Source organism: Hydrogenophaga palleronii, assembly GCF_031457455.1.
Classification (GTDB): Bacteria; Pseudomonadota; Gammaproteobacteria; order Burkholderiales; family Burkholderiaceae_C; genus Hydrogenophaga; species Hydrogenophaga palleronii_A.
Genome location: NZ_JAVDWU010000003.1, coordinates 397,463 through 421,952 on the forward strand (window position 1 = coordinate 397,463; position 24,490 = coordinate 421,952).

A 24,490-nucleotide genomic window follows, 5' to 3' on the forward strand; every position below is an offset into this window, starting at 1 on the left:
AACATGCTGCCCCCCCGGCGTGATGCAGGCCTTGCATGCCCCTCCGGGTTGCCATGGGATCGCGCCTGGGTTGCCATCAGATTCGGAGTACGCACAAGAGGTGACCGGTGATGATCTGCGCTCCCCGGCGTCGACTGATGTCGGCGACGTCGCACCTCACTGCACTTGACATTTCTGCGGCAAGCCCAGATTAAATGCACCTTGATTAGAAAATATCAAAAAATCTTTTATTAGAACACTGAAAAATTACAGAATAATTACAACCAAGTTGATTCGGTCAAATTACCAAAAAGCCCATGAATTGACCACACAAACTCGAATCATCCAAACAACTAAAGAAGAACTTAAGCGCAGGTCGAGAGGCCATCGCATCCAACTCATCCGAGGAGACAACGTTTCAACGGATTTTGCCGACAAGTTGTCGCCCACACATGAGCAGCAATCGATTGCACCAAATCTGCACGAATGTCAAGACAAAAAAACCACACTTTCGAGTGTTTGCATCAATATATGAAGAATCATCTTTCTGAAAAGAAATAAAAGTAATTATTAAATATAGTTATTTCCCCTCTTGACCTGGGGTTGTCGCCTATGCATCATTGATCTCGAATGGGATAATTCGCGAGGGGAAAAATAACATTTCGCCCTTCGATCTTTGCGAATCTGGAGGTCCAAGTTGAAAGTCATTGCGCTATTTGCAAAACAAGCCAAGGGGGCTGCCATTTGCAGAGATCTGACGGCACGGGGTATCGACATCGTCGCCGCGCCTTCCATCGGCACTCTCTTGCAAGCACTCAAGCAGGGGGACGTCCAGGCCGTCGTCTTGGAAGACGATGTGCTGCATCTGCTGGACTGGCTGGCCATGCTGCAAATGCGGGCGGGCGACCATGTGCCCGTGATCGTGGTGGGCGACGGCTACGGCGTCGGCATGGCCGAGGCGCTGGCAAACGGAGCGACCGACTATGCCGAGCACTGCGGCTGCGTGGGCCCATTGCTGGCCCGGTTGCAGGCCCGCGTGGGGCAGGCCCCGCCCGCTCAAGCCAACCAGCTCATGACGGTAGGGCCGTTCGAGCTGCACCCGGCTTCTTCCACGGTGCTTCACGAGGGCATGGAAATCAGCCTCACCGCACGCGAGTTCGCACTGGCCTGGGTGTTGTTTTCAAACGCGGGGCGCGTGGTCGGCATGTCCAGCCTGGCCGCAAGAGTGTGGGGCCGATCGACCGAGGTGTGCAAGCGCACGCTGGAGCAACACATCTACCGCTTGCGCCGCAAGCTGTCGATCAACTCCTTGGATTCCCCGGTTCGCATCCAGGCGGTCTACAGCATCGGCTACCGGCTCGATCTGCGCAGGGAAAGCCGGCCGGACTGGCCGGTCTCGGACTTCGGAGTGCTTCCCTGCCCTTCTTCCGACCCATTGCCCCGAACCCGAGACCAGGATCTGGAGGACTCCCGGTACGAGGGAGCAACGTCAATTTTCCCAGACAGCGGCGGGTGATGGATTGAACGGAGGAACGTCAAGCCGCCGCAGCCACCGCCGCCAAGACGCTCAGGCCCGGATCCAGAAATAGTCCCCCGCGCAGATGCCTGCAAACATCTCGTCGGTGGCGTTGGAAATGTTGTCGCGCCAGTAGCGCCCGTGCTCCACGTAGTGCGTCATGGTTTCGGCCAGCCACGTACCCGTGATCGAGTCGCTCATGGGCACGCGCACGATGAGCACGATCCCCCCGGTGTCGGCGTGCAGGCCAAGTTGTGCCTGGTCTTGGGCATACACGCTCAGATTGGCTTCCAGCAAGAGGCGAAAGACGCGCATGGTGCGCCCCGCCGTCACGATGCCGTAGTGGAAGTTGAGGTACATCGCACCCGGGTCGTTCTCGAAGTTCGCCAAATGCACCTCGAAACCCTCGACCTCGATGCTCCCGCGCTGGAGGACGCTGTCGGCGTCGTGCAAGTCGATGACCTGGCACAGGTCTCGCACGAGTGCTTGATAGCGTTCGAAGCTCATACGGTGGGTTTGGACGCGCCCATCAAAGCCATCTGCCACGACAGCGCCATGCGATCACAGGCTTGTTGAACCTGCTCAGCGGACCGGGGGCGATCGGCATTGAGCAGCTTCAACGGCAACAGCAGGTTGCGGTTCTGCCGGTCTTCGTCTCCTACGCCCGTGGGCGGCCGCCGGGGGCCCTTGGGCCGGCTCTCCAGCAGTGCCCGCTTCACGCGCCAGAGTGTGGCCAGAGGCCCCTGCTCCAAACCACTTTGGAGCACCTTCATCAAGTACATGCGCACGGCAGCCAGTTGCAAATTCGTGGCATCAGGCATTGGGGAAGACCGCTCGGCTGCCGTGTGGACATCGACCATGGCATGAACCAGGGCACGGGCCAGGTCTTCGGCCCGCACCGGGGTGTTCGCCCCAGCTGCGGACCACAATGCCTGGGCATCTGCGCCACAGACGGCCTGCAAGCCTGAAAGCAAGGCCACGTCGCCGTCCAGCTGCTTACGCCGGCCCACGCGCCACGAAAGGGCGCGTGCCTTCTGACGGTGATCTTGTTCCTGCATGCCGTCATGTGCATCATCGTTCCAGGCCATCGCGTCGATGACCAAGCTGTCCGACCGCTCCTCGTCTTCGAGCGCCGAAGACTGAGGCGCCAGACGCATGTTCGTCGTCGGCCCCTGCTCCGCAATGTGCTCAAGGTCTACTTGCTGTGCCCCGGGTGGACGCGGCGGACGGCGCAACCGCGGTGGGCGGCGGGCGCTTCGCGGGGCCGATGCGCGGCTCACGCGGAACACGTAGCCGCCGAACTGCCCCCTTTGTCCAGACCCTGTCTTGCCTGATGAGCGCGCATGCAGGTGCTCGTCGTGCCGACGCACTTCGGCCGCCGCTTGGGCCGCCTGCGTGGGGTGTACCTTCATGTTCATAGGAACATCGCCGCCAACAGGTTGTCAGCGAAGCGCAACAACGTCGATCCCGCCCATGGGGCACAGATGGCCACCACCACGGTGACGGAGAGCAGCTTGATGCCCTGGGAGATGCTGGAGTCCTGCAACGAGGTCACCGCCTGCACGAACGAGATCAGCAGGCCAACGATGGCCGACACCGCCACTGCGGGCAGGGAGAGCATGAGGCACATCATGAGGGCCTCAGAGGTGAGGCGGACCACGTTTTCGTAGTGCATGGCAGTTCAACGGTAGGTGAGCACAAGGCCATGGATGAGCTTGGACCAGCCATCCAGCACGACAAACAAGAGCAGCTTGAATGGAATGGCCACGTTGGTCGGCGTGACCTGCGACAGCCCCATGGCCAGCAGCACGTTGGCAATGACCAGGTCGATCACGATGAAGGCCAGGTAGAGCAAAAAACCGATGCGAAAGGCCGCCGTCAACTCGGTCAGCAGGAAGGCCGGCGCCAGCACGAGCAGGTCGTCTTTCTTCAGCTGCGCCGCCCGCTCCTGGGGCCAGATGGCCATGGCTGACTTCAGGAAAAACGCCTTCTCGGCGGAGTCGGCATGCTTGTCGAGGAAGCGCCGCAGCGGCTCGCGCGCGGCATCTGCTGCACCGATGATCTGCTGCGCATTGGTCTGCGTGGTGCCGGGTGACACGGTGCGCATCTGCTCGGAGGCTTCCATCAGGACGGGGGCCATGATGTAGCACGACACGATCATGGCCACACCGTTGAGCACCATGTTGGGCGGGACCTGCTGCACACCAATGGCGTTGCGCAGCAGGCCCAGCACGACGACGATCTTGGTGTACGACGTGACCACCATGGCAGCAAACGGCAGCACCGCCATCGCCGCGAGCACCAGGAACAACGAAATCGGATCGGCGCTGGGCAGGGGCGTCATGACGCGACCCCCACCTTCGCTGTGGACCCCAGCGGGCCCATCTGAACGATGCGCACCCCGAGCTGCTCGCCCACGGCCACCAGTTGGCCCTGGCCGATCGTCTGCCCGTGGCACACCAGCCGCACAGAGGCTTCCATCAGCCCCACGTCGAGTTCGATCACCGAACCCTCGCCCAGGCAAGCCAGCTCCCCCAGGCTCACCCGTGCGCTGTCGATCTCGAAGGCAACCGGCACCTGAAGGTCTTCAATGCCAACAGGCGCGCGAGACAACTCCGCGGCAGCGGATGCCGGGTCGTCTTCAACGGTGTGGGGGGCCTCCGTCAGGTAGGCGTGTGGTTGATCGAAGTCGATGTCTGCGTGAGCTTGCATGATGATTCCCAGTCCGAATTTCAAGGTGGCCTGCCATTGCGTTCCTGTGCGTTGAGCGGCCCCAATCAGCACCACGTCGCCAGCCGACAGTCCAGCCAGCCGGTGGCGGCGGATGAGCCGCTCGAAAAGCGTGACGCGCATCGGCACACGCAACGCCTGAAGGCGACCCAGGTCGGGCGCCACGCCTTCGTGCAACACGCCACCGACGTGCGCCGCCAGTGAGCGGCTGAGTTGAACCAGCGTCACCTCCCCTTCGCCATGTCCGATGCACGGGGGCGCACAGCCCGTCGCGCCCGTTGGCGAATACCGCCCGATCGTGCGCACCCGCGCGCCCGGCAGCAGTGCTGACAAATGGTGCAGCGCCGGGGCCAGCAGTGCATCGGTCACATCACGTGCCAACGCGCGGTCTTCCAGTCCGGCAACCATCTGCAAGGCGGGCCATTGCGCAGGGTCGAGCGCCACAGCGGCATCGCCGTGGGCGCATGCGATGTCCAGTTGCAGCAACTCGGCGGGTGCGTGCGCGGGGTACACCTGGATGCCGGCCAGCCCCGTCTGCCGCGACAGCCAGCCTTGGAGGCGGCGGTCGAAGCCGACGCGCGTCGCACGTGCTGCTGCGGGCTCAAGTGACGGCAGGTGGCGTGCCAAGCCCTCAACCCTCACAGGGCCTGCTGGTTCGGATTCGCCTTTCCCTTTCATGTCACCTCGATGTCTATTCCGTGGGGCAGTTGCGGCAAACGTTCCAGTTCTTCGAGCAGCCGATCCCGATGAGCACAGACTAAGTGGTGCGACTGCGGTGATTGGGTGATGAAGCGAAGCGAGAGCCAGTGCTGCGAAAGGCTCAACCTGAGGTCGGTCTGGGGAAGTCCTTGCGGGTCCATCGGCAAGGTGACCGTCCAATTCACGAACGAAGGCTCGGCACGCGCGCACAGGGTGGCGATGGTCTGTGCCATCTGCTGCGGCCAAGGGTCTTGCGGCAAAGCAGAGACCACCAGGCCGTCGTTCACGCCACCCCTGTTGGACGCGTCGGTGGACGGCGTGCAACCGGAAGGAACGGCCTCCTGGCTCCCGCGCGCTGCGGTCTGGTCCACCCCTAGGTGGTCTTCGCCGTCAGGTCTGTCCAGTAACGCTTCTGCGCCTGTGTGAAAGGGTGCCAACGGTCCTGGCATGGCCGGCGGGGCCGGCGCCCGCTCGCGGCCCCGGCCTGCGGAGGCCTGCAGTGGCGGCGGAGATGGCGTGGCGCACAGTGAGTCGGCACGGCGCGGTGGCCCGGACAGGGAGCGGCGAAACCGGTCCGTCGATTGCGCCACGGCCAGTTGCACCGCACCGCGAGGCGCCTGCGCCTGCGCTTGCAAGTGCTGCGCGACTTCCTCAGCGCTCAGTACGCGCAGGGGTCGACGGCCTTCGGTGCGTGACATGGCTGCGGACGACGGAAGAATCAGTCACTGACACGGCCGATCGGCCGAAGCTCAATCAGGTTCCCAAGCTCCTGGAAGGAGTAGACACGCAGCCAATCGAGCCGTGCCTCAATCAACTTGCGCACGTAGCGCCGGATGTCCATCGATGTGACCAGGGCCACCCCTTGTGCGGGACCGCCCGCAATGGCCGCGATCCGGTCGGTCAGCGCCATCGCGTTCTCTGGCGGCATGGCCAGATAGTTGCCCGCCGGCGTGGGCTTGATGCACTGGCGTATGGCCTGTTCGATGCCCGGATCGAGCAGGATCGCCGACAGCTGACCACTGCCCGCCGACGCCTCAAAGGCCAGGTACCGGCCCAGATCCCCACGCACGTATTCGGTCAGCAACAGCATGTCCTTTTCCTTGGGGCCCCATGCAATCAGGCTCTCGAAGATGCTGCGCACGTTGCGGATCGGCACCTGCTCCTCCAGCAGTCGGCGCATCACCTCGGCAATGCGCTGCAAGGGCAGGATCTTCTGCACTTCGGCCACCAGCCCAGGGTATTCGGCCACCACGCGATCGATCACCCACTGCACTTCCTGCACGCCCATGAACATGTGCGCATGGCGGCGCAACACGTCGAACACTTGCGCGGCAATCACATGTTCCAGATCCATGCAGGTACCACCACGCTGCGCTTCGGGCACGGCGGCGGGCGGCAGCCACAGGGATTCGCTCATGCCGAGGATGGGGCCGTGGCGCTCGGCAGTGCCCACCAGCGGCGAGTCCGGGTTCGTGATGAGCAACCTGCGGCCCGGTACCTCGTGGCGGCTGGTCGGCACGTCGTTGAGCAGCACATCGAAACTGTACCCCTCCAGATCACCCGACACCCACATTGCCGCACCGGGAAAGGGCAGACCCAGATGCGCTTGCAGCTTGCTTCGCTCGGACTCCAGCGCCTCGTCGAGGCGGTCGGCCTCCAGCAGGTCGCCCAACTGGCGTGACATGCGGATGGCCAAGGGTTTGGCGAAGTGAGGCGGCTGGAGCAGGATGGCCGGGGCATCGCCCTTGCCGCCCTCTCGCTGCAACGCGCTGATGGGTTTGGAAATGACATTGGCCTCTTCCTTGCGGCGTGCCCGACCCAGCATGTGTGCGGTGACGGCCAGGACCGTGGCCAAAGCCATGAACTGCAACGCAGGGAAGCCCGGCACCAAGGCAAAGGCCAGGGTCAGCCCGGCGGCAAGGTACATGGCCCTGGGGGTGCGCGTGAGCTGGGCGCTGATCTCCTGACCCAGCGAACGGGGCTTCTTCTCGTGCTCGTCAGCCACCCGTGTGATCAGCACGCCCGCAGCCACGCAGATGAACAGCGAGGGAACCTGCGAAACCATCGCGTCCCCGATGGACAGCACCGCGAACCGATTGGCGGCCTCGCCCGCCGTCATGGCGTGGTACATCACTCCCACCACGATGCCGGCAAGCATGTTGACCAGCGTGATGATGAGGCCCGCGATGGCATCGCCCTTCACGAACTTCATGGCCCCGTCCATGCCGCCGTGCATCTGGCTCTCCATGGCCAGCCGGGCGCGTTTTCGGCGGGCCTCGTCGCCGGTGATCAGACCGGCGCGCAGGTCCGCGTCAATGCTCATCTGTTTGCCTGGCAGCGCATCCAGCGTGAAGCGTGCCCCGACCTCGGCCACACGTTCCGAGCCTTTGGAGATCACGATGAACTGCACCACCGAGATGATGATGAACACAACCATGCCCACCACGATGTTGCCACCCACGACCAGGTTGCCAAAGCTTTCGATCACATGGCCGGCGTCGGCGTTCAGCAAGATGGCCTTGGTCGATGCGATGTTCAGTGACAGCCGAAACAGCGTGGTGAACAGCAGCAGCGAGGGGAATGTTGACAACGAAACCGCGTTCGGAATGAACAGCGTGGTCATCAGCAGCAGCACGCTGGCGGCGATGTTGACGGCCAGCAACGAGTCGATCAGCACCGTGGGAAGTGGCAGGATCATCAGGGCGACGATCGCCACGACGAGAACGCCCATCGACAGGTCGTTGCCCATGGTGGGGCTGAGGCGAAAAGCCATGCGGGTCTCCGGCGGTATGCAATGCGATCCCTGGGGCACCTGCCCCACGGTCAGCCCAATCTAGCGGAGGGCTTCGTATGACGCCGCCTGCGGGCGAAGGCAATGACCAGGGAACGAAGTGGGTGTGGTGCACCATTTGCGGGTGCTGCGGCATGCTTGGGAGCACCGGCTTCCAGCGCCGGGCAAGATCGGAGGGGACTCCCATCGTCCCGCCCGCCCTCCATCGGCTTGGTTTGGTTCGCCGGGGACGCTGCCACCCAGTCAGGTTCTCACTGCCACACACACCATGCCTTCACGATCGGAGGCATGACTGCTTTCTTCAGCTGCCGGCTTCGTTGTTGCCGGGCGCCAGCGACTTCAGGTAGCCCACCCAGCGCAACACGGCCGCCACCGCCTCAAAGAGTTCTTCGGGCACTGGATCGTCCAGGTTGAGCTTGTGCAGCGCACGTGCCAGTGGCGGGTTGCCGACGATGGGCACGCCGGACTTTTCTGCGATGGCGCGAATGCGCATGGCCTCGGCGTCCATGCCTTTGGCCACGATGATCGGCAGCGGCGTCTCTCCGGGGTCATAGCGCAGCGCCACGGCGTAGTGCGTGGGGTTGGTCACCACCACCGATGCACCGGGAACGCGCTTCTCCGGCGGGCTGGTGGCCATTTCCTGCGCCAGTTGCTTGCGCTGCCCCTTGAGGTGCGGGTCGCCCTCGCTCTCCTTGTGTTCGCGCTTCACGTCGTCCTTGGACATCTTCTGGTCCCGCTTGAACAGCCACAGTTGCAGGCCAAAGTCCACCGGTCCAACGATGACGAACACCAGGCTGCCCACGGCCAGCAGCTTGACCATCATCGTCCAGGCCATCACACCCACGCCCACAGGGTCGAAGTACGCTGCGCCCACCAGCAAAGGCACCATGCCTTTGATCAGCACCCACAGCACCGCCCCCAGCGCAATGGCCTTGAGCACCATTTTGAGGAAATCGATGATCGAGCGCACCGAAAACAGTTTTTTCAGCCCTTCAGCCGGGTTGAGCTTGTCGAACTTGGGACTGATCGGCTCGAAGGAAATGTTGAAGCCCACCTGGCCAAATGCCGCCAGCACACCCAGCGCCACCGATGCCACGATGAATGGCAACACCGCACCGACGCCGCTCTTGAGCGTGTCGATCATCAGCGCCAGCATCTCATCGTTGCTCTGGGTCACCAGCCCCTGTTGCAGGGCTCGCAATAGCGTCTGCGAGAGTTGATCGACCATCGATTCGGCCATCACGATCAACACCACCAACAAGCCAACCACACTCACCGCCGCATTGACGTCCTGGCTCTTGGGGCTTTGCCCCTTCTTGCGTGCGTCGTCGAGCTTTTTCTTCGTCGGCTGCTCGGTCTTTTCCCCGGACATGCAGAGCAGCCTCAGGTCAGATGGCGTGCGTGGGCTCCGGCCATTGCGCCAGCCCCCGCACTAGCACGCAGCCTGAAGCTGGCGCCCCAGGATCAGCATGTCGCGATCCAAGCCTTCGGCCCACACCACGCCTGGCAGCGCACCCCAAGGCCCGAAGCCGCATTGGGCAAAGAGCTTGCGGCTGGGCATGTTGTCGTTCCAGATGAACGCCATGAGCCGGTCAATGCCCCAATGCGGCGCTTCTTGCAACGCGTGCTCCATCAACGTGCGACCCACGCCCTGGCGTTGCCAGTCCTGGGCGATGTAAACCGCCACCTCCGCCGCACAGGTGCACCCGGGGCGGTCCGAGAAGCCCAGCAGGCTCAGCCAGCCCACGGTCTGGCCCTCGGCATGGGCCACCCACAAGGGGCGGCCATTTTGTCGGTGTGTCGTGACCCAGCCCGACATGAGTTCGGGTGTCAGGCGTTGGAGCCGACTGCGTGCCAGCGAGCGCTCTCCGTTCCGTGGAGCGGCATCCGCATCGGCTGGAGCACCTGGGGGGAGTGATTCGTTGTAGATGCGCGCCATGGCGGAGGCCTCGAAAGGCGTGGCGGCTCGCACCGCCACCGCGCTGCTGGCGGTCAAGCTTGTCCAGGGGAGCGGCGGCGCGATGTCAATGAATGTGTTCAGCATGGTGGTGCAACCGGGCATGTGATGAGCTGAACATCAATCTACGCATGCGCCCCTTGCAGCGCAGGGTCCACACGAAGCCGACGCCAACCTGGCGAAGCCACCCCGGTTTGTCGACGGTGCGTGGCCGCTCGGACAGAGCGCGCACCGGTTCTCGGCGGGCGTTCGCCTTTCAATCAAGGTTTTCGCGCCATGACCTCCACGACACGGGCGGCTTGCGCAAGCTTGCTCCGGCGCTGTCCGCCAACAAGATGTCAACCGTGTCCATCAACTCGCTCACGGCCGTTCAAGGCCCCCTCGGCACACCCACCATCCCGCCGTCGCTCACGCCTGCGGGCAGCCCTCGGGCCGTGCCACCGGAGCTTCCCGGCGCCCAGTCGGGGCCGATCGGTCCGCTGGCATTGGGCAGGGCGCCTCAGCGCCCCACCGATGCCGCGGGTGAGCCGGTCCCCGTGCGCAAGCCCTTGCCACCGCTCCCAAAGCTCGCCACCCCGGCGCCGCTTTTCTCGGCCCCAACATCGAAGGTGCCGCCGCAGAAGTCCACAGCTGCGCCCGCGGCCGAAGCGGCCAAGCCACTGGCCATCAAGGCCCAGGTGGACGACCTGCTGGCCAGGCTCCCGCAACTGCAACAGCAACACCCCTCGGTGGCGCAACAGATCGAAGAGCTGGTGCCCGTCTTCAACCATGCCTTGTTGGCCAAGGACGTGTATGCCGACCAGGCCACGGAGGCCCTGCTGCCAAAGGGTTACGCCCGCCTGTCCCCCAGCGAACTGGCGGCGCTCCAGCTGAGCGAGAAGGATCTGGCGGACCCGCAATCCGGCTACTTTGCCGCGGTGTACAAGACGCCCGAAGGCCGGTATGTCGTGGCCAACCGGGGCACCACCAGCGGCGACATGGCCGCCACCGATTGGAAGACCAACCTCCAGCAGGGGGCGGGCCGCCGTGCGAAGCAGTACGACCAGGCGATCCGCACCGCCCTCAAGATCACCTCGGCGGTGCCAGGGCAGGTGGAATTCGTGGGCCATTCCAAGGGCGGTGGTCTGGCGCAGGCCCAGGCACTGGCCACCCACAGCAAGGCCGTGGTGTTCAATGCCGCTGCGGTGCACCACAAGACACTGGCGCGCCACGATGCGCACGGCCACCATGCCAACGGCCTGATCCGCGCCTACAACGTGGGCGGCGAGGTGCTGAATCGGCTGCAGGACAAGACGCCCCGCATCGTTCCGGCGGTCCGGGGCGGGCGTTATGAGCTGTCTGCGGTGGTTCCTCCCGATTCCAAACCCGAGGGGCTGGCGTGGAAGGGCGAGATGGGGCGCTTGAGCGTCCTCAAGCACGCGGTCCAGCTGCACGGCATGGACAGCGTGATCGACTCCCTGGGCTGGCAGTTCGACAACCTCAGGCGCGATGCCGAGGTGCGTGCGCCCGTCACGGGTCGGCCGTTGGTGGCCTAAGGCCAAATCGCTGATTCCGCTGGTGATTCTGTATGGCTCTCGTGGGTTCCCACGCCCGGTGCAGCCTTGCCCCAGGGCCTTGTGGCGATCGATCGCAATACGCTGCTGGGCCGCATCAACGCAGAGATGGGCCATGCCAGCGGCCAGGGGCTCAACTGCCTGCTGGATTCGATCGTTGAAACGTCGGCGGTCGCGCTTGAACGTCGATGCCTTCGCCGCTCAGCAGCTCGAGCACCACTTGGCGGCAGATCGCGGCGTCATCAACCAAGAGAATGCGGGCGCCCTTCAACATGAACTGGTGAGTCATGTTCGTCCGCCACCGGTTTCCAGGTCGGCGATTCCGGCGATGAAGGCCAGTTCGAGGCGTCGAGGTGTCGGGTGAGCTCGCCCAGGACATCGTCGGATGGAGGTGCAACGCTCTGCAGACGCGGCGGCGGGCCAACCCGAGCCGCCGCCAGGGGGGCGGACGAGGTACCCGGCTCTTCGATGCGCGAGTCGTCTGCCTTGCGCTTGCCCAGCACACCTGCCGCCCGCCTTGCGGTGGCGCCATCGAGATCGGAATCGCTGTCGGTGTCGTGGTCGAAGGTCACTTGACCTCCGCGTGTGCGACTGACCGAAGTGGCAACCCCTTCGCGGATGTTGCGCGCGAGCAGATCGTGGGCGTCGACGCCAAACGTTGCCGCCCTGGACAGCCACACGGGACCTCGATGAACCTCGGGGCCTGCGCCGATCTCGTCTGCGCATACTCCGCATGGACGCATGGTTCCTGCGAGCCGGCTCGTGTCCAGCGGTGCCAGCGCTTCCTGTGCGAGATGGTCCGCAATGCGCCGCTCGGCATGCAGTTCGACCGCATTGCCCTTGGATCGATAGTTGCGAATCGGCACCGCGAATCGGCGTTCGGCGATGGCCGCCAGGATGTCCTCGGCCGGCGTGCCGGGATGCGGGTCGGAAGCCGGGTCCATGCGCGTCGCGAGTTTCTGCACGTGGCGCTGCTGCCGCTCGGTCGGAGCGGTCGTCGCCTCGGGCCGACCCGAGTCCGACAGGAATGGCTCTAGGCTGCCACTCTTCAGAAATGACTCCAGCTGGTCGTTGATGCGGCTGACATTCGACGAGACGATGATGTTGCGCCGCTGCGGCTCGTAGTAGCACTGGACTTCTGTGCCCTGCGGGAACTGCTGCTGCAGCAAGGTGCTCAGCCAACGCAGCGGTTGGCGCTGGCGATCGGCGTCGAACGAGCGCGGTGGTCGAATCAAGTCAGGGTTCTGGGCATAGATCGTCGCCAGCCGACGGGGTGCCGTGGCGCCAGGGTCGATCGTTTTCGCGTCCACGACAAGCACCCGGTCAGGGCCGATGCGGCGTTTCCCGAGGTGGAGCGCCTTCAACGACGACTCGGCCGCTGTCGCGGCAGACCCTGCATCCCGGACCTTCGCGTCCAGCCCTGCGAGCCAACGGTCCAGTCGCAGGGTGGCGCCGGGATCCAGGCCACTCAGATGGCGGGCGATGTTTTGCCGCGTTCGAACTTCTCCGCGCTCGTCGAGCAGCATCTCCAGCAGCGGCATGGGGGCCTTCATGGCGCGCGCCGCAGCCGCCATCGTCATCGACGGATCGGCACGCAGCAGCCTGGCAGCCCCGATCAGAGGCTGGGTTTGCTCATGTCCCTGGTTCAAGAGCTGGCTCACGAGCATGCGCGGCGGTTCAGGCAAGGCTTCGGCCTGCTCAGCGTGATTCAGTGACCGAAGCGAAGCTCGGATCGACTCGACGTGCAGGGCGTAACCCGGCAGGCTCGGGAGGTGGCCGGGGCGTTTGAGCGACCCATCCCGGTTGCAGTCGAGGGTCAGCGTCATGGTAGAAGTCCCGAGCTCCATTGCCAAGGATGCCCAGCTTCGCGTCGGATCGGCCGCCAGCAAGCGCAGGGCGTCCGCGATTCCACGGGCGTCCCATCGCGTCGGTTGCGCGGTGGCCTGCATCTCGTCACGCAGGCCGTTCGCTGCATCCGTGTGGCCGAGTGAAGCCCAGAGTTGTGCAAGCCGAGGCCCCACTTCCGGTGCATCCGGCAGTCCTGCGTATGCTTTGAGCGGCTTGCTGGGACCTCCATCGACTCGCAACCAACTCCTCACCGTACTCGTCATCACTGCGCCGCGCAGATCGGGGCCGCCTCGGTCGGGAGTCGTTGCCCGGCGTTGCAAGATCTGGCCCAGAACCTCGGCCAGTCGTGACGCGGTGATCTTGTCGCGCAGCTTAGCGGGCGGATCCGGCAGCCGTCCCGAGAACAGCCCTCGCTCGACCACGAGCGACTGGAGGCGATCGCGCCATTCGGGGTAGTCCGGCATCTTCGACAGCGGCCTATGCAGGGTTTTCGCGATCCATTGCGACGGATTGCGATACATGGCCGCCCGGGCGGGCAGCCCGAGCTCGCTGACCGACTTGCCATGTTCCGCCGTGAGCAGCCGATAGACGCCCCGGGCTGTCAATGCACCGCTTGCCAACGGCGCGGCAGACGGTCTGGATGTGGGCGCGGCAACGGGTGCCTGGGCTGTCAGGCCGAGCGGCGTGACGTCCCCCTGCAAGAGCTCGCGGGCCGGCACCCGACTGGTGCCGGTGGCGCTCGCCAGAAGATCCGCCAGCGATCTCCGGGGCGGGCCCGCCGTCTGGCCAGCCACGTCGCCGGGTATCACCGGCATCCGGCGTCCCAATGCCGAGGCGGCCTCGACCACTGCCGATGGCTGCGGCGCCACCCTCGGCACGCGAGACGATGACGCCTCTTGCTCGACTGGCGAAGCCGGGCTTCGGATAGGCGTGCTCACACCTTTGACCATGGACTTCCGATCATCTTAGAAACGATGACGCGCCGCATCGCGGAAGGCGGCGCGCGAAGCTGAGAGGAACTGGCGCGAACGGATCGCACCGCCGCAAGCCGACCCTACCGTCTGCGGCCCGCTCAAGCGTTGAGCACCGGGCTTGGCGCGTATTTGTCACCCCCTCTCGCACAGCGGATGCGTGTCGTAAACGATGTGCATGCTGCTTCGCGCTTCCAGGCCTTCGGGTCTGGTGCTTCGGGATAGCGCGTTGAAAGAATCCGGCGACGACCGGGCGGAAAGCGCCTCGGGAAAGGTCGTCGGATATGAAGTGCGACGGCTGCCACCAAAGCATACGGTTCCCATGATTCTTGAGCTTCTGCAAATGGGGCAGTGAACGGCGCTGTCCATGCGGCGCGTTCACCGCTCTGCGGTCGGAGCCGGATCGGAGCGGGATGGCGCCGCTGGCGGCTCCGGCTCGACGGCCCGGCGTACGTCAGGCCCCACGATGCCGTAGGTGGGTTGGTTGAGCAGTTGATCGAAGGCCTGCAGCACCGGCCCCGCGACCTCGAGGCTTGTCGCCAACGCGACCGGCTTTCCCATCGAGCGCACGGCGCCGGCCAGCTCGATGAACAGCGACTGTTCGGGCCAGCTGGTGGTGCGGCGTCGCGCTTCGCCGAGGAAATCGCCCCGCAGGTTGGGCGGCACCCTGCCGTAGGCCGCCTGACTCACGTCTTCGCTCTCGGATTTTTCGCGCCAGACGCCCTCGCTGGCACGGGTCAAGGACCGCAGGGCGTCGTGGTTGGCAAGGCCCTGCAGCGCATGGTCGGCCACCGTGGCCAGCCAGCGCGCCTGCTGCGCGTCGAATTGCCACCGCGTCTCGTTGGCCACGAAGCCGGTGTACGAGTCTTCGCGCAGGTGGGCGACGGTGCGCATCCAGCCGTCCATGATCACGTCGTCGTTGCGCAGACGGGCGTCACTGCCGATCGACTCCGCCCAGGCATGGTCCATGTAGTCCGATTTGGCGATCCGGGTCATGGCAGGCGGCTCGTCCGCGGCGGCACGGGCATCGGCCACCACCCGCGCATGCTCGCCGCAGTTGCCAGCGCCGTAGTAGCGCGCGGCAACCACCTTGGCCAGGAAATCCTTCGCCTGTTCTGCCGCGGCCTCCGAAGGAAAGTGCTCGCGCAGCTTCTCGCCGAAATCGGCCGGCCAGCACTGCCGGAGCAAGGCCATGTTCTTGTTGATGCCCCGGCTGGCGATGGCGGCATCGTCAGGCGGCGAGAAGTCCATGGACCGGCCGAGGAAGGCCGTGGCATCGCGCTGCACCTGCACCGCAACATAGGCCTCGCCCGCGCTCGCCCGCAGATCCGCATGGACATTGCCACGCCCGAGAGGAAGCGCGCTCACGCCCGCGTCGACCGCCTGCTGGCCGTCGACGAGCGAACGGACCGTCCCGCGGTCGTCCACCGTGCGGCCGGTCGCGGTGCGCGCCAGCAGATAAGCAGCAACAGACACCTCGGCCGGCGCCAGCTGTTCGCGCTGCCCTTGCGCGCGTGCCGCAGCGACTTGCGCAGCGGGCGTGCCCGTTTCGTGGCGATGCGGGGGACGCTGGCGCGGCGCCAGCGAGGCGCCCATGCGCAACGCGGCCGAGGGCAAGGGCGGGAGCGGCGGTGGCGATGGCAGTGGCGTGGAGAACCGGCGTGCCGGATCCGCAGCGGGTGGCGGCCCCACCGATACCGGAATAGTGAGGGCCGGCACGGCCGGGCTCTCCACGACGGAGGGTTTGGAGCAGCAGGTTCCCATGGCGGATTCCTCCTCACGCGCCGGCCACTTGCAGCAACGACTGCAGCGAGCGGTCAAAGTGCCAGAGATCATCGGTGGACTGGCAGAGGAAGTCGCGGATCTGCGGCTGCTTCTGCACCGCCTCGTCGGCCAGCGCATCGTTGCCGGGTTTGTATTCGCCCATCTGCATCAAGGGCTCGATCTCATCGAACTTGGCCATGAGCTTTCGCAGCTTTCCGGCGGCGGATTGATGGGTCCCCGGCACGATCTGCGACATGACGCGCGACAGGCTGCCCAGCACATCGATGGCCGGGTACTGGTTGCGGGCAGCGATCTTGCGCGACAGGATCATGTGGCCGTCCAGAATGCCTCGCACCTCTTCGGAAATGGGGTCGTTGCCGCTCTCGTCCTCGTACAGCACCGTGTACAAGGCCGTGATCGAACCCTTGGCACCCATGCCCGCACGCTCCAGCAGGCGCGGTATTTCGGCGAACACCGACGGAGGGAAGCCGCGCCGCGCCGGCGGCTCGCCGGCGGCAAGGCCGATCTCGCGCTGGGCACGCGCAAAGCGTGTCAGCGAGTCCATCATCAGCAAGACCTTCAGGCCCTGGTCGCGGTAGTACTCGGCCACGGCGGTGGCCACGTGGGCGGCCTTGGCGCGTTCGCTGGACGAGCGGTCGGAGGTGGCGCACACCACGACGGAGCGTGCCATGCCCTCTTCGCCCATGATGATTTCGATGAACTCACGCACCTCGCGCCCGCGTTCGCCGATCAGCGCGATCACGCTGATGTCGCACTGCGTGCCCCGCGCCAGCATGCCCATCAGCGTGGACTTGCCGACACCTGCCGGCGCGAAGATGCCCATGCGCTGGCCCTCGCCGAGCGTGATGAGACCGTCGATGATCTTCACGCCGGTGGGCAGCGGGCGCTCGATCATCTCCCGCTCCATCGGCGTGGGCGGCAGCGCGAACACGGGCCGGTGCTCGGAGGCCTTCACCGGACCCTTGCCATCGATGGGCCGCCCCAGGCTGTCGATCACGCGGCCCAGCAGCGCATCACCCACCGGCACCGACAGCACCTGCCCCAGCCCCATCACGCGCGTGCCGCCCCGCACCCCGAGGATGGAGCCGAACGGCGAGAGAATGCTGCGCCCTCCGGAGAAGCCCACCACCTCGGCGGTTTGCAGCACGGCGCCGTCTTCGTCGATCACTTCGCACAGCTCGCCCAGGCGGGCACCGAGTCCGCTCACACGCATGAGCGTGCCGATCACTTCGGTGACCTTGCCGATGCGGCCCACCATGGAAGCCGACGCCAGTTCGGCTTCCATGAGTTGGGCAAATTGGTGGATGTCGCTCATGTGGTGTTGTCTCCGTGGACCTGGAGCCTACGGCCGGGCGGCTTGCACGGCAGCCGTTTGACCGAAGCCCCGTCCCACGTCGCGAAAGGCAGGTCCAGCCGGACGTCAGACGTTCTTGTCCAGCGCCTCCTGGAGCGTCTGCGCGCGAGCCTGGGCGGCGCTGCTGCTCTCGGCGGCGAAGCTGAAGCTGCCTTTGAACCTGTCGGAGTCGATGGCCGGCTGCTTGCCGGCCACCAAGTGGCGCAACGACGGCCCGCCGGCGAGGTCCGGCTCGCGGTCGGGCATGCGATCCGGGCGGTCCTGGAGCGACGACTCCCGCGACGGCGGCGGCGACCCCGGCACCACCTCCAGCCGCGACAGCCAGGTGCGGTCCAGGCGGGTCCTTGGCACGCCCTGGTCTGCCAATGCCTGGGCCTGCGCGTCGACACGCACCTGGCTGCGCACGGCGGCATGGGCCTGGTAGGTCTGGTTCACGGGCTTGTAGCTCGCGCCGAACATCATCGCCACGCCAAAGCTCGACAGCGCGGTGCGCAGGTTGGACGGCGCCATCAGCGATGCGAGGTCGGCCGCCGTGGCGGCAGTGCCGTTCCAGGCCATGCGAGCGGGCGAGTGGTCGAGCAGGCGCGAGATGTCGACGTTTTCACGGAAGGTCTGCACGCGCAGCTGGGCCAGTTGCAGCGCCGACACATTGCCCTCACTGGCGGCCATCAGTTCGCGTTTCTTCTGGGCGTACTGATTCGCGCCGGGCATGCCGGGCGAAAACACCTGCCGACCGCCGGCCTGGCTCGCTTCGTGGTGTTTGGCCATGCCGGCGTCCAGCACCTCGCCCAGCGTGTTGGCGACGGCCCGCACGCTGGCCACGACCGCAGCCATCTTGAACAAGGCCGGGCCGCTCGCCAGCTCGGCGGCGGCAGTCCGGATGATGCCGCCGCTGGCGCGGATATCGGGCCGCGCATGGCTGACAATGGCGTCGGCTCCGTAGGAGCCCGCCGCCTGGGCCACCGTGTAGGCGAATGCCGAGGTGCTCATGCGCTGGTCGTTCACGCCGCCGGAAGCGTTGGGCGCCTGCAGGCCCACCATGCTGAGGCTGGCCTGCCCCGTCTCGCGCAGCGCCGCATAGATCAGGTTGCGCACGTCGCTGGCCGCCTGGGTGGCCATGAACAGCCGAGCGTTCTCGTTGCCCGGCTGGGCCAGCCCGCCGATCATCGCACCGGTGTTCACCACCATCGCGGCAGCGTGCATCTGCGTCACCCAGCGCGAGTTGCGCTGCTGGCGCTCCATCATGGCGGCCTGCTGATCGGGCGGCGTGGCGTCCCATTGGGGCTTCGTCATGCCGTGGAAGCCGCGGGCCGCCGCTTCGGGATTGCGGTCCATGCGGCGATGCCGGATCACATGGCCCGCCACGTTGATGGCCGTCATCGCCGCCTGCACGCCGGCCGCAGCGCCGGGGTTCTCGGCCAGCTTCATCGTCAAACCGATGAAGGCCATCTCCCGCGCGAAGGTGGGGATGCCGCAGGTGACGGCCTGCTGCATCAGGTGTGCGCCCGCGATGCCCACGGCGTGTGGAATGGGTCCCAAGGCCTTGAGCAGATCCTGACCGGTCAGCGCCGCGCCGCGACCTGTGGCGGTTAAGGCACCAGTCGCGCCTTGCTTGACCAAACCGCCGGCCAGCTTGGCGCCCTGGCTCGCCTGGCCGTAAGCGGCACTGGCGCCCTGGCTGACCTGGCCGTAGACGGCACTGGCACCCTGGCGCGTCAGGCTGGCGGCATGGCCGGCGCGCTGCCGCAGCGTGCTGCCCGCCTGCGCGATGGCCCCCGTGAGCCGCGACAACCGGCCGGCGGGCTGCGTGGCCTGCCCTTGCTGCGGCGCATCGATCTGCAAGACGTGCTGCCCGGATGGGTTGACCGGCGAATAGGTCGGGGTGTGGTCATAAGTCCGCTGCAGCATCGGCGAATCGCCGCCGCTGGGCGAGGCCGGCGATGGCGACGACGGCAACGCGGCGCGAGGGCGGATCGCGGTGTCGGGGGCCTGGCTGGCCATGGGGGCCAGCCCCGTGCCTGAAGACGGCAGCTGGCCCGACGAACCGGGCTGCTCGCCGGGCGTGCTGCCGGCCGGCGCTTGCGGCTGCGCCGCAGGGGTGCGGCTCGAAATGCCCTGGATGCTCATATGGACCTCCTGCCGACAAAAGAATGACGACGACCGGCCGTGGCAGCGGCGCCGATGGCCTGCGACAGTTCGGCAAAGTCGATGAGCCAGGCCGCGAACAGCGCCGCCCGCTCCTCGCCATCGTCCGGCGCCTCGTCCACGTCCCAACGTCCCAGGAGCATCACGCGCCCGGCCAGCCGGCCCATCGCCAAGCCGGCCAGGCCCAGCAGGTCAAGGTTGCCGGCCAGCACGGCCGCTGCATCCCTCGCGCCGGTGATGGCGTCCGGCCCGAAGTCGGCCGAGAGCACCAGCGCGTGGCCTTCGATGTCGGCCACCACGGCGATGTCGACCGGCCCGACGCGCAGCGAACACTGCTCGATCACTTGCCGCTGCGCGGCTTCGTCACCGCCCAGCGCCTTCACGGCATGGCGCACCAGCGCCTGCATCGGGGCCGTGAAGGCCGGCTGCGCCATCGAGGCCTTGATCGCCGCGCCGATGGCTGCCGCGTCCTCATTCGCGGTGGACCGGGCACCCGCCGTCGCGCCGGCAGGCGGCGATGCAGCAGCCTGCGGCTCGACCAGGCCCTGGACCAACCCTTCGGCCGTGCAGAGCAGGCCGAAGAGGCTGCCGCACAGCATGACCGCATCGCCGAAGTGGGAAGGCGGCACGCGCAGCACCAGCAGCGCAGCCCCTTCGTCGTCGATCGTGAAGGTCCAGGGCGCCAGCAGCATCAGCGAACCGTTGGCGTCCAGCAGCACCTGGCACCAGCGCTCGTGATCCACGCCAAGGGGCCGCTCGATGCGCGCGAGCGCCAGCCAGTCGTCCGGTTCGTCGCTGCGCGGCTGCACGCACAGCAGCACGTCGTTCAGCCGGAGCTGGCCGGTGCGGGCGAATTCCTGCGCCACGGCGGCTTCGGCCCCCAGTTCGAGGGCAGTGTCATGGAGCCAGAAGGCCGTGGGGTCGTTGTCGCCGGGAGGGGACGTTTCGTCGCGCACCTGAGGGGTATGGATGGAGGTCATGTCGGCTCGTGATCCTGGTTCCTGGAGCCCGCATCGGCTCCGACAAGTCAAGGCTATGACCACCGCCGGTTCGCGAGGATGGATTCCCGAAGCGACGACCCACTGGGCGAAAACTCGCGCTGCGGCGTCCGCGTCAAGCCGCCTCTTCGCCCGGCGCGTCGGCATCGGTGAGCGCCCTGCGCACGGCGCGGTCCATCGCGGCACGCAGCCCATCGAGCTGTGTTTGCAGGCTCGCATCCAGAATGCCGACCTCGGACTCGAACACGCAACCTCCCGGCTTGAGCGCCGGGTCCACGGACACCTCGATGCGCAGGCCCTGTGCCTGCAGCTCCTTGAGCGAATCGATGGCCGCTCGCGCATGCTCGTAATCGGCGGCATTCACCCGCAACGCCAGGGTGGAAGCGCCCTGGGCCAGCCCCTGCACGCTGCGGAGCGCGCGCTGGTAGAGCGCCTCACGTTGCTCGGTGTGCACGATGCGCTCAACCGCTGCGGTCACGATGGTGGCGAGTTTTTCGTGCATGTTGCTCAACATCTGTGCCTTGTCGATCACCTGGCCGGTCTGCTGCTCGTGCCACTCGAGCGCGGCCTGGCGGCGCCCAGCTTCATACGCCTCCTGATGGACCCGCTCGGCCTCGATGCGGGCCTGCTCGCGTATCTGCGCGGCCTCCTGCCGGACCTGTTGAAGCAATACCTGCGCCTCGGCTTGTGCCGTTTGCAGGATCTGGTCGCGCCGATCGTCCAGCACGCGCCGAAGCTGATCGAACACCGTCACCTCCCCGACGAAGGCGGCCGGCACGATGCCGTCTTCCACGCCCGCATCGCCCGTGCTGCCATGCAACCAGATCACCATGCGTCATCTCCGTCAAACAGTGCGTGCACCTGCCGAAGGGCCTCGTGCGTGGGCACATGTGTGATCGGCACATCGCGCCCGCTCAGCGGCACCGGCCACCGCGCCGGCAGGGCCAGGCGCACCAGCCGACGCAGGCCCAGATGCGGCCATGCGCCCGCACGGCACACGTCCGCATAGCCCACGCAAGCCCACTGGATGGGCATCCACGCGGCCACATGCGCCGGCACCACCGATCCTTCGTGCGCCGACGCACGCAATGCGCCCATGGCGGGGCCCAGCGCCGCTTCGATCGATTGACGGGTGCGACGTTCGACGCAGCAGCGCATCACCCCGGGTCGACTCAACAGGGCCAGGGCGCACAAGCGCGAGAGCAGGGACAGTCTGTCCAGCAAGGCCAGCCGTCCGGCGGGCGTGGCCAATGCCCGCACGTCGGGCAACGGTCCGCAATGACGGGAAAACAGCGACGCCATGACACGCCTTCGGGCCGCGCCAGGGGTCAGCCGAGCAAGGGTCGGGCGCACCGCGGCCCATGCCGGCCAACTGGGGTCTGCGCCCTCAGGCAGATGCTGCAGCCGCCGCTCAAAGGCCAGCGCGAGTTGCGCCATGTGCCATGGCTCCGGGCGTTCAGTCGCTGGGTGCGCCACGACGGCAGCACGGGTGCTCATCTGTGCCACCTCACGAAGCCACCACCGTGCCCGTGGCCGGAACCTCCGGCACGCCAGCTTGCTTGGGCAGCCGCTTGGCCAGCCCGGGGGGCAGCCAGTCGGGGCGACGCCACACCACCCAGCCGATGCCCGCGACCAGCAGCATCAGCGCAGCCAACCCGACCCAACCCCAGGCGAAAGTGGATTCTGGCGGTGGCGCCTGCGCCACCATCGAGCCCGGCACCAGCGTGACCGACACATTGGCGTAGGACAGCCCCTCGATGCTGCGCGCCACCATGTTCTTGATGGCGGGTGTCAAGGCGGTGAGGTTGGCTTGTGGTCGGTATTTCACGAAGACCGATGCACTGGAGGGCTTGGCTTCGGGTGCCAACGGGTCGTTGTTGGGCAACACGATGTGCACGCGCGCGGTGATCACGCCATCGATCTGCGCCAGCGTGGCCGAAAGCTCCTGCGACACGCCGTGGATGAAGCGCACACGCTCTTCCGTGGGCGTTGAAATCAGCCCTTCTTTCTTGAACATATCGCCCAGGTTGACGTGTTTTTCCTGTGGCAAACCGTGGGCCTTCAGCACGGCAAGCGCACGGGCCACATCTTCTTTCTCGACCATGACGCTCCAGCTCTTGCCGCCATCGGGTGTTTTCTTCGTCGCGGGAGTCCCGTTTTCCAGCAATGCCGCGACCATGCTGTTGGCATCGGCCTCGGTCTGCTTGGTGTAGAGGTCGGTTTTGCAAGCGGCGAGAATGCAGGCCATGCACACAGCCAACGCCAAGTGCAGCAAACGGAGAATGCCGTCTCGAATGTTCATGTCGTTCCTCCATGTCGGGGGCGCGTGCGCCAGTCAGGCCACCCGTGGCCCCTCACTGGTTCTTCATCAGCGTTTGCAGGCCGCTCTTGCTGCTTTGCGAGACGTAGACACCGGCATTGAATTGCACCTGCACCATGGCGAGCTGGTAGGTCAACTCCATCTGGCGCGAGGCCAGTTCGCTCGGGTTCATGGCGGGAGCCTCCAGCGAAAACGCGCGCACCTTGTCGAAGGTCTGGCGCATCACCCCTTCTTGTGATTCGATGAAATGCGAGACCATCGAGCGCGACCCCGCTTCGGTTTCGTTGGGCACAGGGGCGGCAGGCTGCTGTTGCATCATGCGGCTGAAGCGGTCTGCCAAGTCGTTCAAAGCTTCAGGCCGGCTGGTGGCCTGCTCCAGAACCTGCGAGGCAGAAACACCGTCAATGGCTGATACGGTCACGGACGACTCCTTGGGTTTAACGGGATGGGTCGATCAGGCTCTCAGGAAGGCAGCGTGGTGCAATGAGCGTGGGTCGTAATCCGAAAACCCGGTGGCCGTTGCGGTGGAGGCTTCGGTGTCCGCGTCCAGCTCATCGGCGCCGGGGCCCATGAGCAACCTCACCAGACCGCGCGCCTCCGCCGTCGATTCGCCTTCCAGCACTTCGTTGGCGCTGATGCTCCAGGCGGCATCGCCCACGGCGAATTGGCAGAAGGCCATCAAGGCCTTGCCCAGGCTCCAGCTCTGCGTCGACGCATCGAGCTTGTGCAGGGTTCGAATCGCATCCTGCCAATGGCCGCGCTTGATCGCGATCCAGGCTTCGAACGTGTCGAGTTCGGCCAGACGCGGCCGCAGCACACGCACCCCGGCCAGCACGGCTTCGGCATCGTCCAGACGGTTGTGTGTGATGGCGCAGCTGATCACTTCGATCTGTGCAGCGATGAAGGGCTTGCGGGTAAAGAACGGATTCATCGTACGGTCTCCAATTGGGAGGGAAATTGCCTGTCCTCAACGGAACACGTTCCGCTGAGGACAGGCATACAGCGCCTGCGCTGTATGCCTTGCACAGACGTTTTCAGAACTTGTTCGCACCGGTGTTGAAGATGCTGTACAGCTCCATGCCTTGATTCACGTCCTTGGCGGTCATGTTGCCGCCACCGTTGGCCAGTGCCCACTGGCGCGCGGCCTCAGCGGTCATGTTGCCCAGCACGGCCGAGGTGTTGACGGTGTTCGTGCCCATGCCGGTGGTGGGTGTTGCGGTGGCGGGCGTGCCAGCGGCGGCGCTCAGCACCGTGCCTGCTGCCCCACCCACAGCCGCACCCACTTGCGCACCCTGTGCACCACCAAGGGCCCCACCGACGGCGGAACCGATCTGGCTACCGGCGTTAGCCAGGGGGTTGGCACCCAGGCCGCCCAGCTGAGGCCCCACGCCCATGCCACCGCCGGGGAACTGGCCGGCCAGCGACGTGGCAGGGCCGTTGGCGCCCATGGCGCCGTTGCTCAGCGCTTTCAGCAGCGGGGTCAGGGATTGCAGCAATTCGGCAAAGCTCGCCAGCAAGCCACCCAGGCCGCCCGCACCGCCCGCACCACCCAAGCCACCGGCGGCGCCCAGGCCGCCCGCGCCACCCAAACCGCCCATGCCAGGGGCTTGCGAAGGGCCAGCACCCTGGCCGCCCATGCCCTGATTGGCTTGCTGGGCAGAGCGCAGCAGGTTCATCAGCAGGGCGTTCATCAGTTGCGTCATTTGCGACGCGACATCCAGCCCCGTCGAAATGGCGTTCATCGCCGGAGAGTTGTTGGCGGTATTGAAGGCAGCAGACTGGCTGGAGACAGCAGAGATTGACATGATGATTCCTAGAAAGAGAAAAAGAATGAATGAATGGAT

22 protein-coding genes are annotated in these 24,490 nt (G+C 65.9%); 2 read left to right on the forward strand and 20 right to left on the reverse strand.

Annotation, left to right across the window (positions count from 1 at the left end; all coding sequences use genetic code 11):
• Positions 1 to 784 precede the first annotated feature (784 nt).
• Complete coding sequence (locus J2W49_RS09435; RefSeq protein ID WP_310314819.1) at positions 785 to 1,495, forward strand: winged helix-turn-helix transcriptional regulator; 711 nt, start codon at positions 785 to 787, stop codon at positions 1,493 to 1,495.
• Between the two features lie 51 nt (positions 1,496 to 1,546).
• Here J2W49_RS09435 and J2W49_RS09440 read toward each other — a convergent pair whose 3' ends face one another.
• The 9 genes from J2W49_RS09440 to J2W49_RS09480 all read right to left on the reverse strand — a co-directional run bounded on the left by J2W49_RS09440 (position 1,547) and on the right by J2W49_RS09480 (position 9,759).
• Positions 1,547 to 2,002 (reverse strand): CesT family type III secretion system chaperone, encoded by a 456-nt coding sequence (locus J2W49_RS09440; protein WP_310314822.1) that lies wholly within the window; start codon positions 2,000 to 2,002, stop codon positions 1,547 to 1,549.
• Entirely contained in the window at positions 1,999 to 2,907 is a 909-nt protein-coding gene (locus J2W49_RS09445) for a hypothetical protein (RefSeq protein WP_310314825.1), read from the reverse strand. Before J2W49_RS09445 ends, J2W49_RS09440 begins: the two co-directional genes overlap by 4 nt.
• Before the next feature lie 2 nt (positions 2,908 to 2,909).
• Positions 2,910 to 3,170 carry a type III secretion system export apparatus subunit SctS gene (sctS, locus tag J2W49_RS09450; RefSeq protein ID WP_310314829.1) on the reverse strand — a complete coding sequence of 87 codons (261 nt, stop codon included), beginning with the start codon at positions 3,168 to 3,170 and terminating at the stop codon, positions 2,910 to 2,912.
• A gap of 6 nt (positions 3,171 to 3,176) precedes the next feature.
• On the reverse strand, positions 3,177 to 3,839 hold the full coding sequence (gene sctR, locus J2W49_RS09455; protein ID WP_310314832.1) for a type III secretion system export apparatus subunit SctR: 663 nt from the start codon (positions 3,837 to 3,839) through the stop codon (positions 3,177 to 3,179).
• Positions 3,836 to 4,852 carry a type III secretion system cytoplasmic ring protein SctQ gene (sctQ, locus tag J2W49_RS09460; RefSeq protein ID WP_310314835.1) on the reverse strand — a complete coding sequence of 339 codons (1,017 nt, stop codon included), beginning with the start codon at positions 4,850 to 4,852 and terminating at the stop codon, positions 3,836 to 3,838. Before sctQ ends, sctR begins: the two co-directional genes overlap by 4 nt.
• A 47-nt stretch (positions 4,853 to 4,899) precedes the next feature.
• A complete protein-coding gene (locus J2W49_RS09465) occupies positions 4,900 to 5,622 on the reverse strand; it encodes a type III secretion HpaP family protein (protein WP_310314838.1) in 723 nt (240 codons plus the stop codon).
• A 20-nt stretch (positions 5,623 to 5,642) separates the two neighbouring features.
• The gene (gene sctV / locus J2W49_RS09470) at positions 5,643 to 7,697 is read right to left on the reverse strand and encodes a type III secretion system export apparatus subunit SctV (protein ID WP_310314841.1); all 2,055 of its coding nucleotides are present in this window, start codon (positions 7,695 to 7,697) and stop codon (positions 5,643 to 5,645) included.
• A 319-nt stretch (positions 7,698 to 8,016) separates the two neighbouring features.
• Positions 8,017 to 9,087: a type III secretion system export apparatus subunit SctU gene (gene sctU / locus J2W49_RS09475; RefSeq protein WP_310314843.1), complete on the reverse strand. Its 1,071-nt coding sequence runs from the start codon at positions 9,085 to 9,087 to the stop codon at positions 8,017 to 8,019.
• 60 nt (positions 9,088 to 9,147) lie between these two features.
• Positions 9,148 to 9,759 carry a GNAT family N-acetyltransferase gene (locus J2W49_RS09480; RefSeq protein ID WP_310314846.1) on the reverse strand — a complete coding sequence of 204 codons (612 nt, stop codon included), beginning with the start codon at positions 9,757 to 9,759 and terminating at the stop codon, positions 9,148 to 9,150.
• Between the two features lie 212 nt (positions 9,760 to 9,971).
• On the opposite strand from J2W49_RS09480, the gene J2W49_RS09485 reads away from it, so the two are divergent.
• The gene (locus J2W49_RS09485; RefSeq protein WP_310314848.1) at positions 9,972 to 11,207 is read left to right on the forward strand and encodes a Tle-like phospholipase domain-containing protein; all 1,236 of its coding nucleotides are present in this window, start codon (positions 9,972 to 9,974) and stop codon (positions 11,205 to 11,207) included.
• 260 nt (positions 11,208 to 11,467) lie between these two features.
• Here J2W49_RS09485 and J2W49_RS09490 read toward each other — a convergent pair whose 3' ends face one another.
• From J2W49_RS09490 to J2W49_RS09540, 11 genes are all read right to left on the reverse strand, one after another.
• The gene (locus J2W49_RS09490; protein ID WP_310314850.1) at positions 11,468 to 13,888 is read right to left on the reverse strand and encodes a hypothetical protein; all 2,421 of its coding nucleotides are present in this window, start codon (positions 13,886 to 13,888) and stop codon (positions 11,468 to 11,470) included.
• Between the two features lie 534 nt (positions 13,889 to 14,422).
• The gene (locus J2W49_RS09495; protein ID WP_310314853.1) at positions 14,423 to 15,661 is read right to left on the reverse strand and encodes a hypothetical protein; all 1,239 of its coding nucleotides are present in this window, start codon (positions 15,659 to 15,661) and stop codon (positions 14,423 to 14,425) included.
• 160 nt (positions 15,662 to 15,821) lie between these two features.
• Positions 15,822 to 17,144, reverse strand: a complete 1,323-nt coding sequence (gene sctN, locus J2W49_RS09500; protein ID WP_310314856.1) for a type III secretion system ATPase SctN — start codon at positions 17,142 to 17,144, stop codon at positions 15,822 to 15,824.
• 105 nt (positions 17,145 to 17,249) lie between these two features.
• Positions 17,250 to 19,310: a hypothetical protein gene (locus J2W49_RS09505; RefSeq protein WP_310314859.1), complete on the reverse strand. Its 2,061-nt coding sequence runs from the start codon at positions 19,308 to 19,310 to the stop codon at positions 17,250 to 17,252.
• Positions 19,307 to 20,308: a hypothetical protein gene (locus tag J2W49_RS09510; RefSeq protein WP_310314863.1), complete on the reverse strand. Its 1,002-nt coding sequence runs from the start codon at positions 20,306 to 20,308 to the stop codon at positions 19,307 to 19,309. Before J2W49_RS09510 ends, J2W49_RS09505 begins: the two co-directional genes overlap by 4 nt.
• Positions 20,309 to 20,441: 133 nt before the next feature.
• Complete coding sequence (sctL, locus tag J2W49_RS09515) at positions 20,442 to 21,158, reverse strand: type III secretion system stator protein SctL (protein WP_310314866.1); 717 nt, start codon at positions 21,156 to 21,158, stop codon at positions 20,442 to 20,444.
• On the reverse strand, positions 21,152 to 21,823 hold the full coding sequence (locus J2W49_RS09520; RefSeq protein ID WP_310314868.1) for a type III secretion protein HrpB4: 672 nt from the start codon (positions 21,821 to 21,823) through the stop codon (positions 21,152 to 21,154). The genes sctL and J2W49_RS09520 overlap by 7 nt, the downstream gene beginning before the upstream one ends.
• 10 nt (positions 21,824 to 21,833) lie before the next feature.
• The gene (sctJ, locus tag J2W49_RS09525; RefSeq protein ID WP_310314871.1) at positions 21,834 to 22,628 is read right to left on the reverse strand and encodes a type III secretion system inner membrane ring lipoprotein SctJ; all 795 of its coding nucleotides are present in this window, start codon (positions 22,626 to 22,628) and stop codon (positions 21,834 to 21,836) included.
• Positions 22,629 to 22,680: 52 nt separating this feature from the next.
• On the reverse strand, positions 22,681 to 23,067 hold the full coding sequence (locus J2W49_RS09530) for a hypothetical protein (RefSeq protein ID WP_310314872.1): 387 nt from the start codon (positions 23,065 to 23,067) through the stop codon (positions 22,681 to 22,683).
• Positions 23,068 to 23,100: 33 nt separating this feature from the next.
• On the reverse strand, positions 23,101 to 23,577 hold the full coding sequence (locus J2W49_RS09535) for an HrpB1 family type III secretion system apparatus protein (protein WP_310314875.1): 477 nt from the start codon (positions 23,575 to 23,577) through the stop codon (positions 23,101 to 23,103).
• Between the two features lie 103 nt (positions 23,578 to 23,680).
• On the reverse strand, positions 23,681 to 24,451 hold the full coding sequence (locus tag J2W49_RS09540) for a hypothetical protein (RefSeq protein ID WP_310314878.1): 771 nt from the start codon (positions 24,449 to 24,451) through the stop codon (positions 23,681 to 23,683).
• Between the last annotated feature and the right edge of the window lie 39 nt (positions 24,452 to 24,490).

Coding starts and splice junctions, on each gene's coding strand:
- J2W49_RS09440 (WP_310314822.1), bottom strand. CDS start 2,002: ATGAGCTTCGAACGCTATCAAGCACTCGTGCGAGACCTGTGCCAGGTC.
- J2W49_RS09445 (WP_310314825.1), bottom strand. CDS start 2,907: ATGAAGGTACACCCCACGCAGGCGGCCCAAGCGGCGGCCGAAGTGCGT.
- sctS (WP_310314829.1), bottom strand. CDS start 3,170: ATGCACTACGAAAACGTGGTCCGCCTCACCTCTGAGGCCCTCATGATG.
- sctR (WP_310314832.1), bottom strand. CDS start 3,839: ATGACGCCCCTGCCCAGCGCCGATCCGATTTCGTTGTTCCTGGTGCTC.
- J2W49_RS09465 (WP_310314838.1), bottom strand. CDS start 5,622: ATGTCACGCACCGAAGGCCGTCGACCCCTGCGCGTACTGAGCGCTGAG.
- sctV (WP_310314841.1), bottom strand. CDS start 7,697: ATGGCTTTTCGCCTCAGCCCCACCATGGGCAACGACCTGTCGATGGGC.
- sctU (WP_310314843.1), bottom strand. CDS start 9,087: ATGTCCGGGGAAAAGACCGAGCAGCCGACGAAGAAAAAGCTCGACGAC.
- J2W49_RS09480 (WP_310314846.1), bottom strand. CDS start 9,759: ATGCTGAACACATTCATTGACATCGCGCCGCCGCTCCCCTGGACAAGC.
- J2W49_RS09490 (WP_310314850.1), bottom strand. CDS start 13,888: ATGCCGGTGATACCCGGCGACGTGGCTGGCCAGACGGCGGGCCCGCCC.
- sctN (WP_310314856.1), bottom strand. CDS start 17,144: ATGAGCGACATCCACCAATTTGCCCAACTCATGGAAGCCGAACTGGCG.
- J2W49_RS09505 (WP_310314859.1), bottom strand. CDS start 19,310: ATGAGCATCCAGGGCATTTCGAGCCGCACCCCTGCGGCGCAGCCGCAA.
- J2W49_RS09510 (WP_310314863.1), bottom strand. CDS start 20,308: ATGACCTCCATCCATACCCCTCAGGTGCGCGACGAAACGTCCCCTCCC.
- sctL (WP_310314866.1), bottom strand. CDS start 21,158: ATGGTGATCTGGTTGCATGGCAGCACGGGCGATGCGGGCGTGGAAGAC.
- J2W49_RS09520 (WP_310314868.1), bottom strand. CDS start 21,823: ATGAGCACCCGTGCTGCCGTCGTGGCGCACCCAGCGACTGAACGCCCG.
- sctJ (WP_310314871.1), bottom strand. CDS start 22,628: ATGAACATTCGAGACGGCATTCTCCGTTTGCTGCACTTGGCGTTGGCT.
- J2W49_RS09535 (WP_310314875.1), bottom strand. CDS start 23,577: ATGAATCCGTTCTTTACCCGCAAGCCCTTCATCGCTGCACAGATCGAA.
- J2W49_RS09540 (WP_310314878.1), bottom strand. CDS start 24,451: ATGTCAATCTCTGCTGTCTCCAGCCAGTCTGCTGCCTTCAATACCGCC.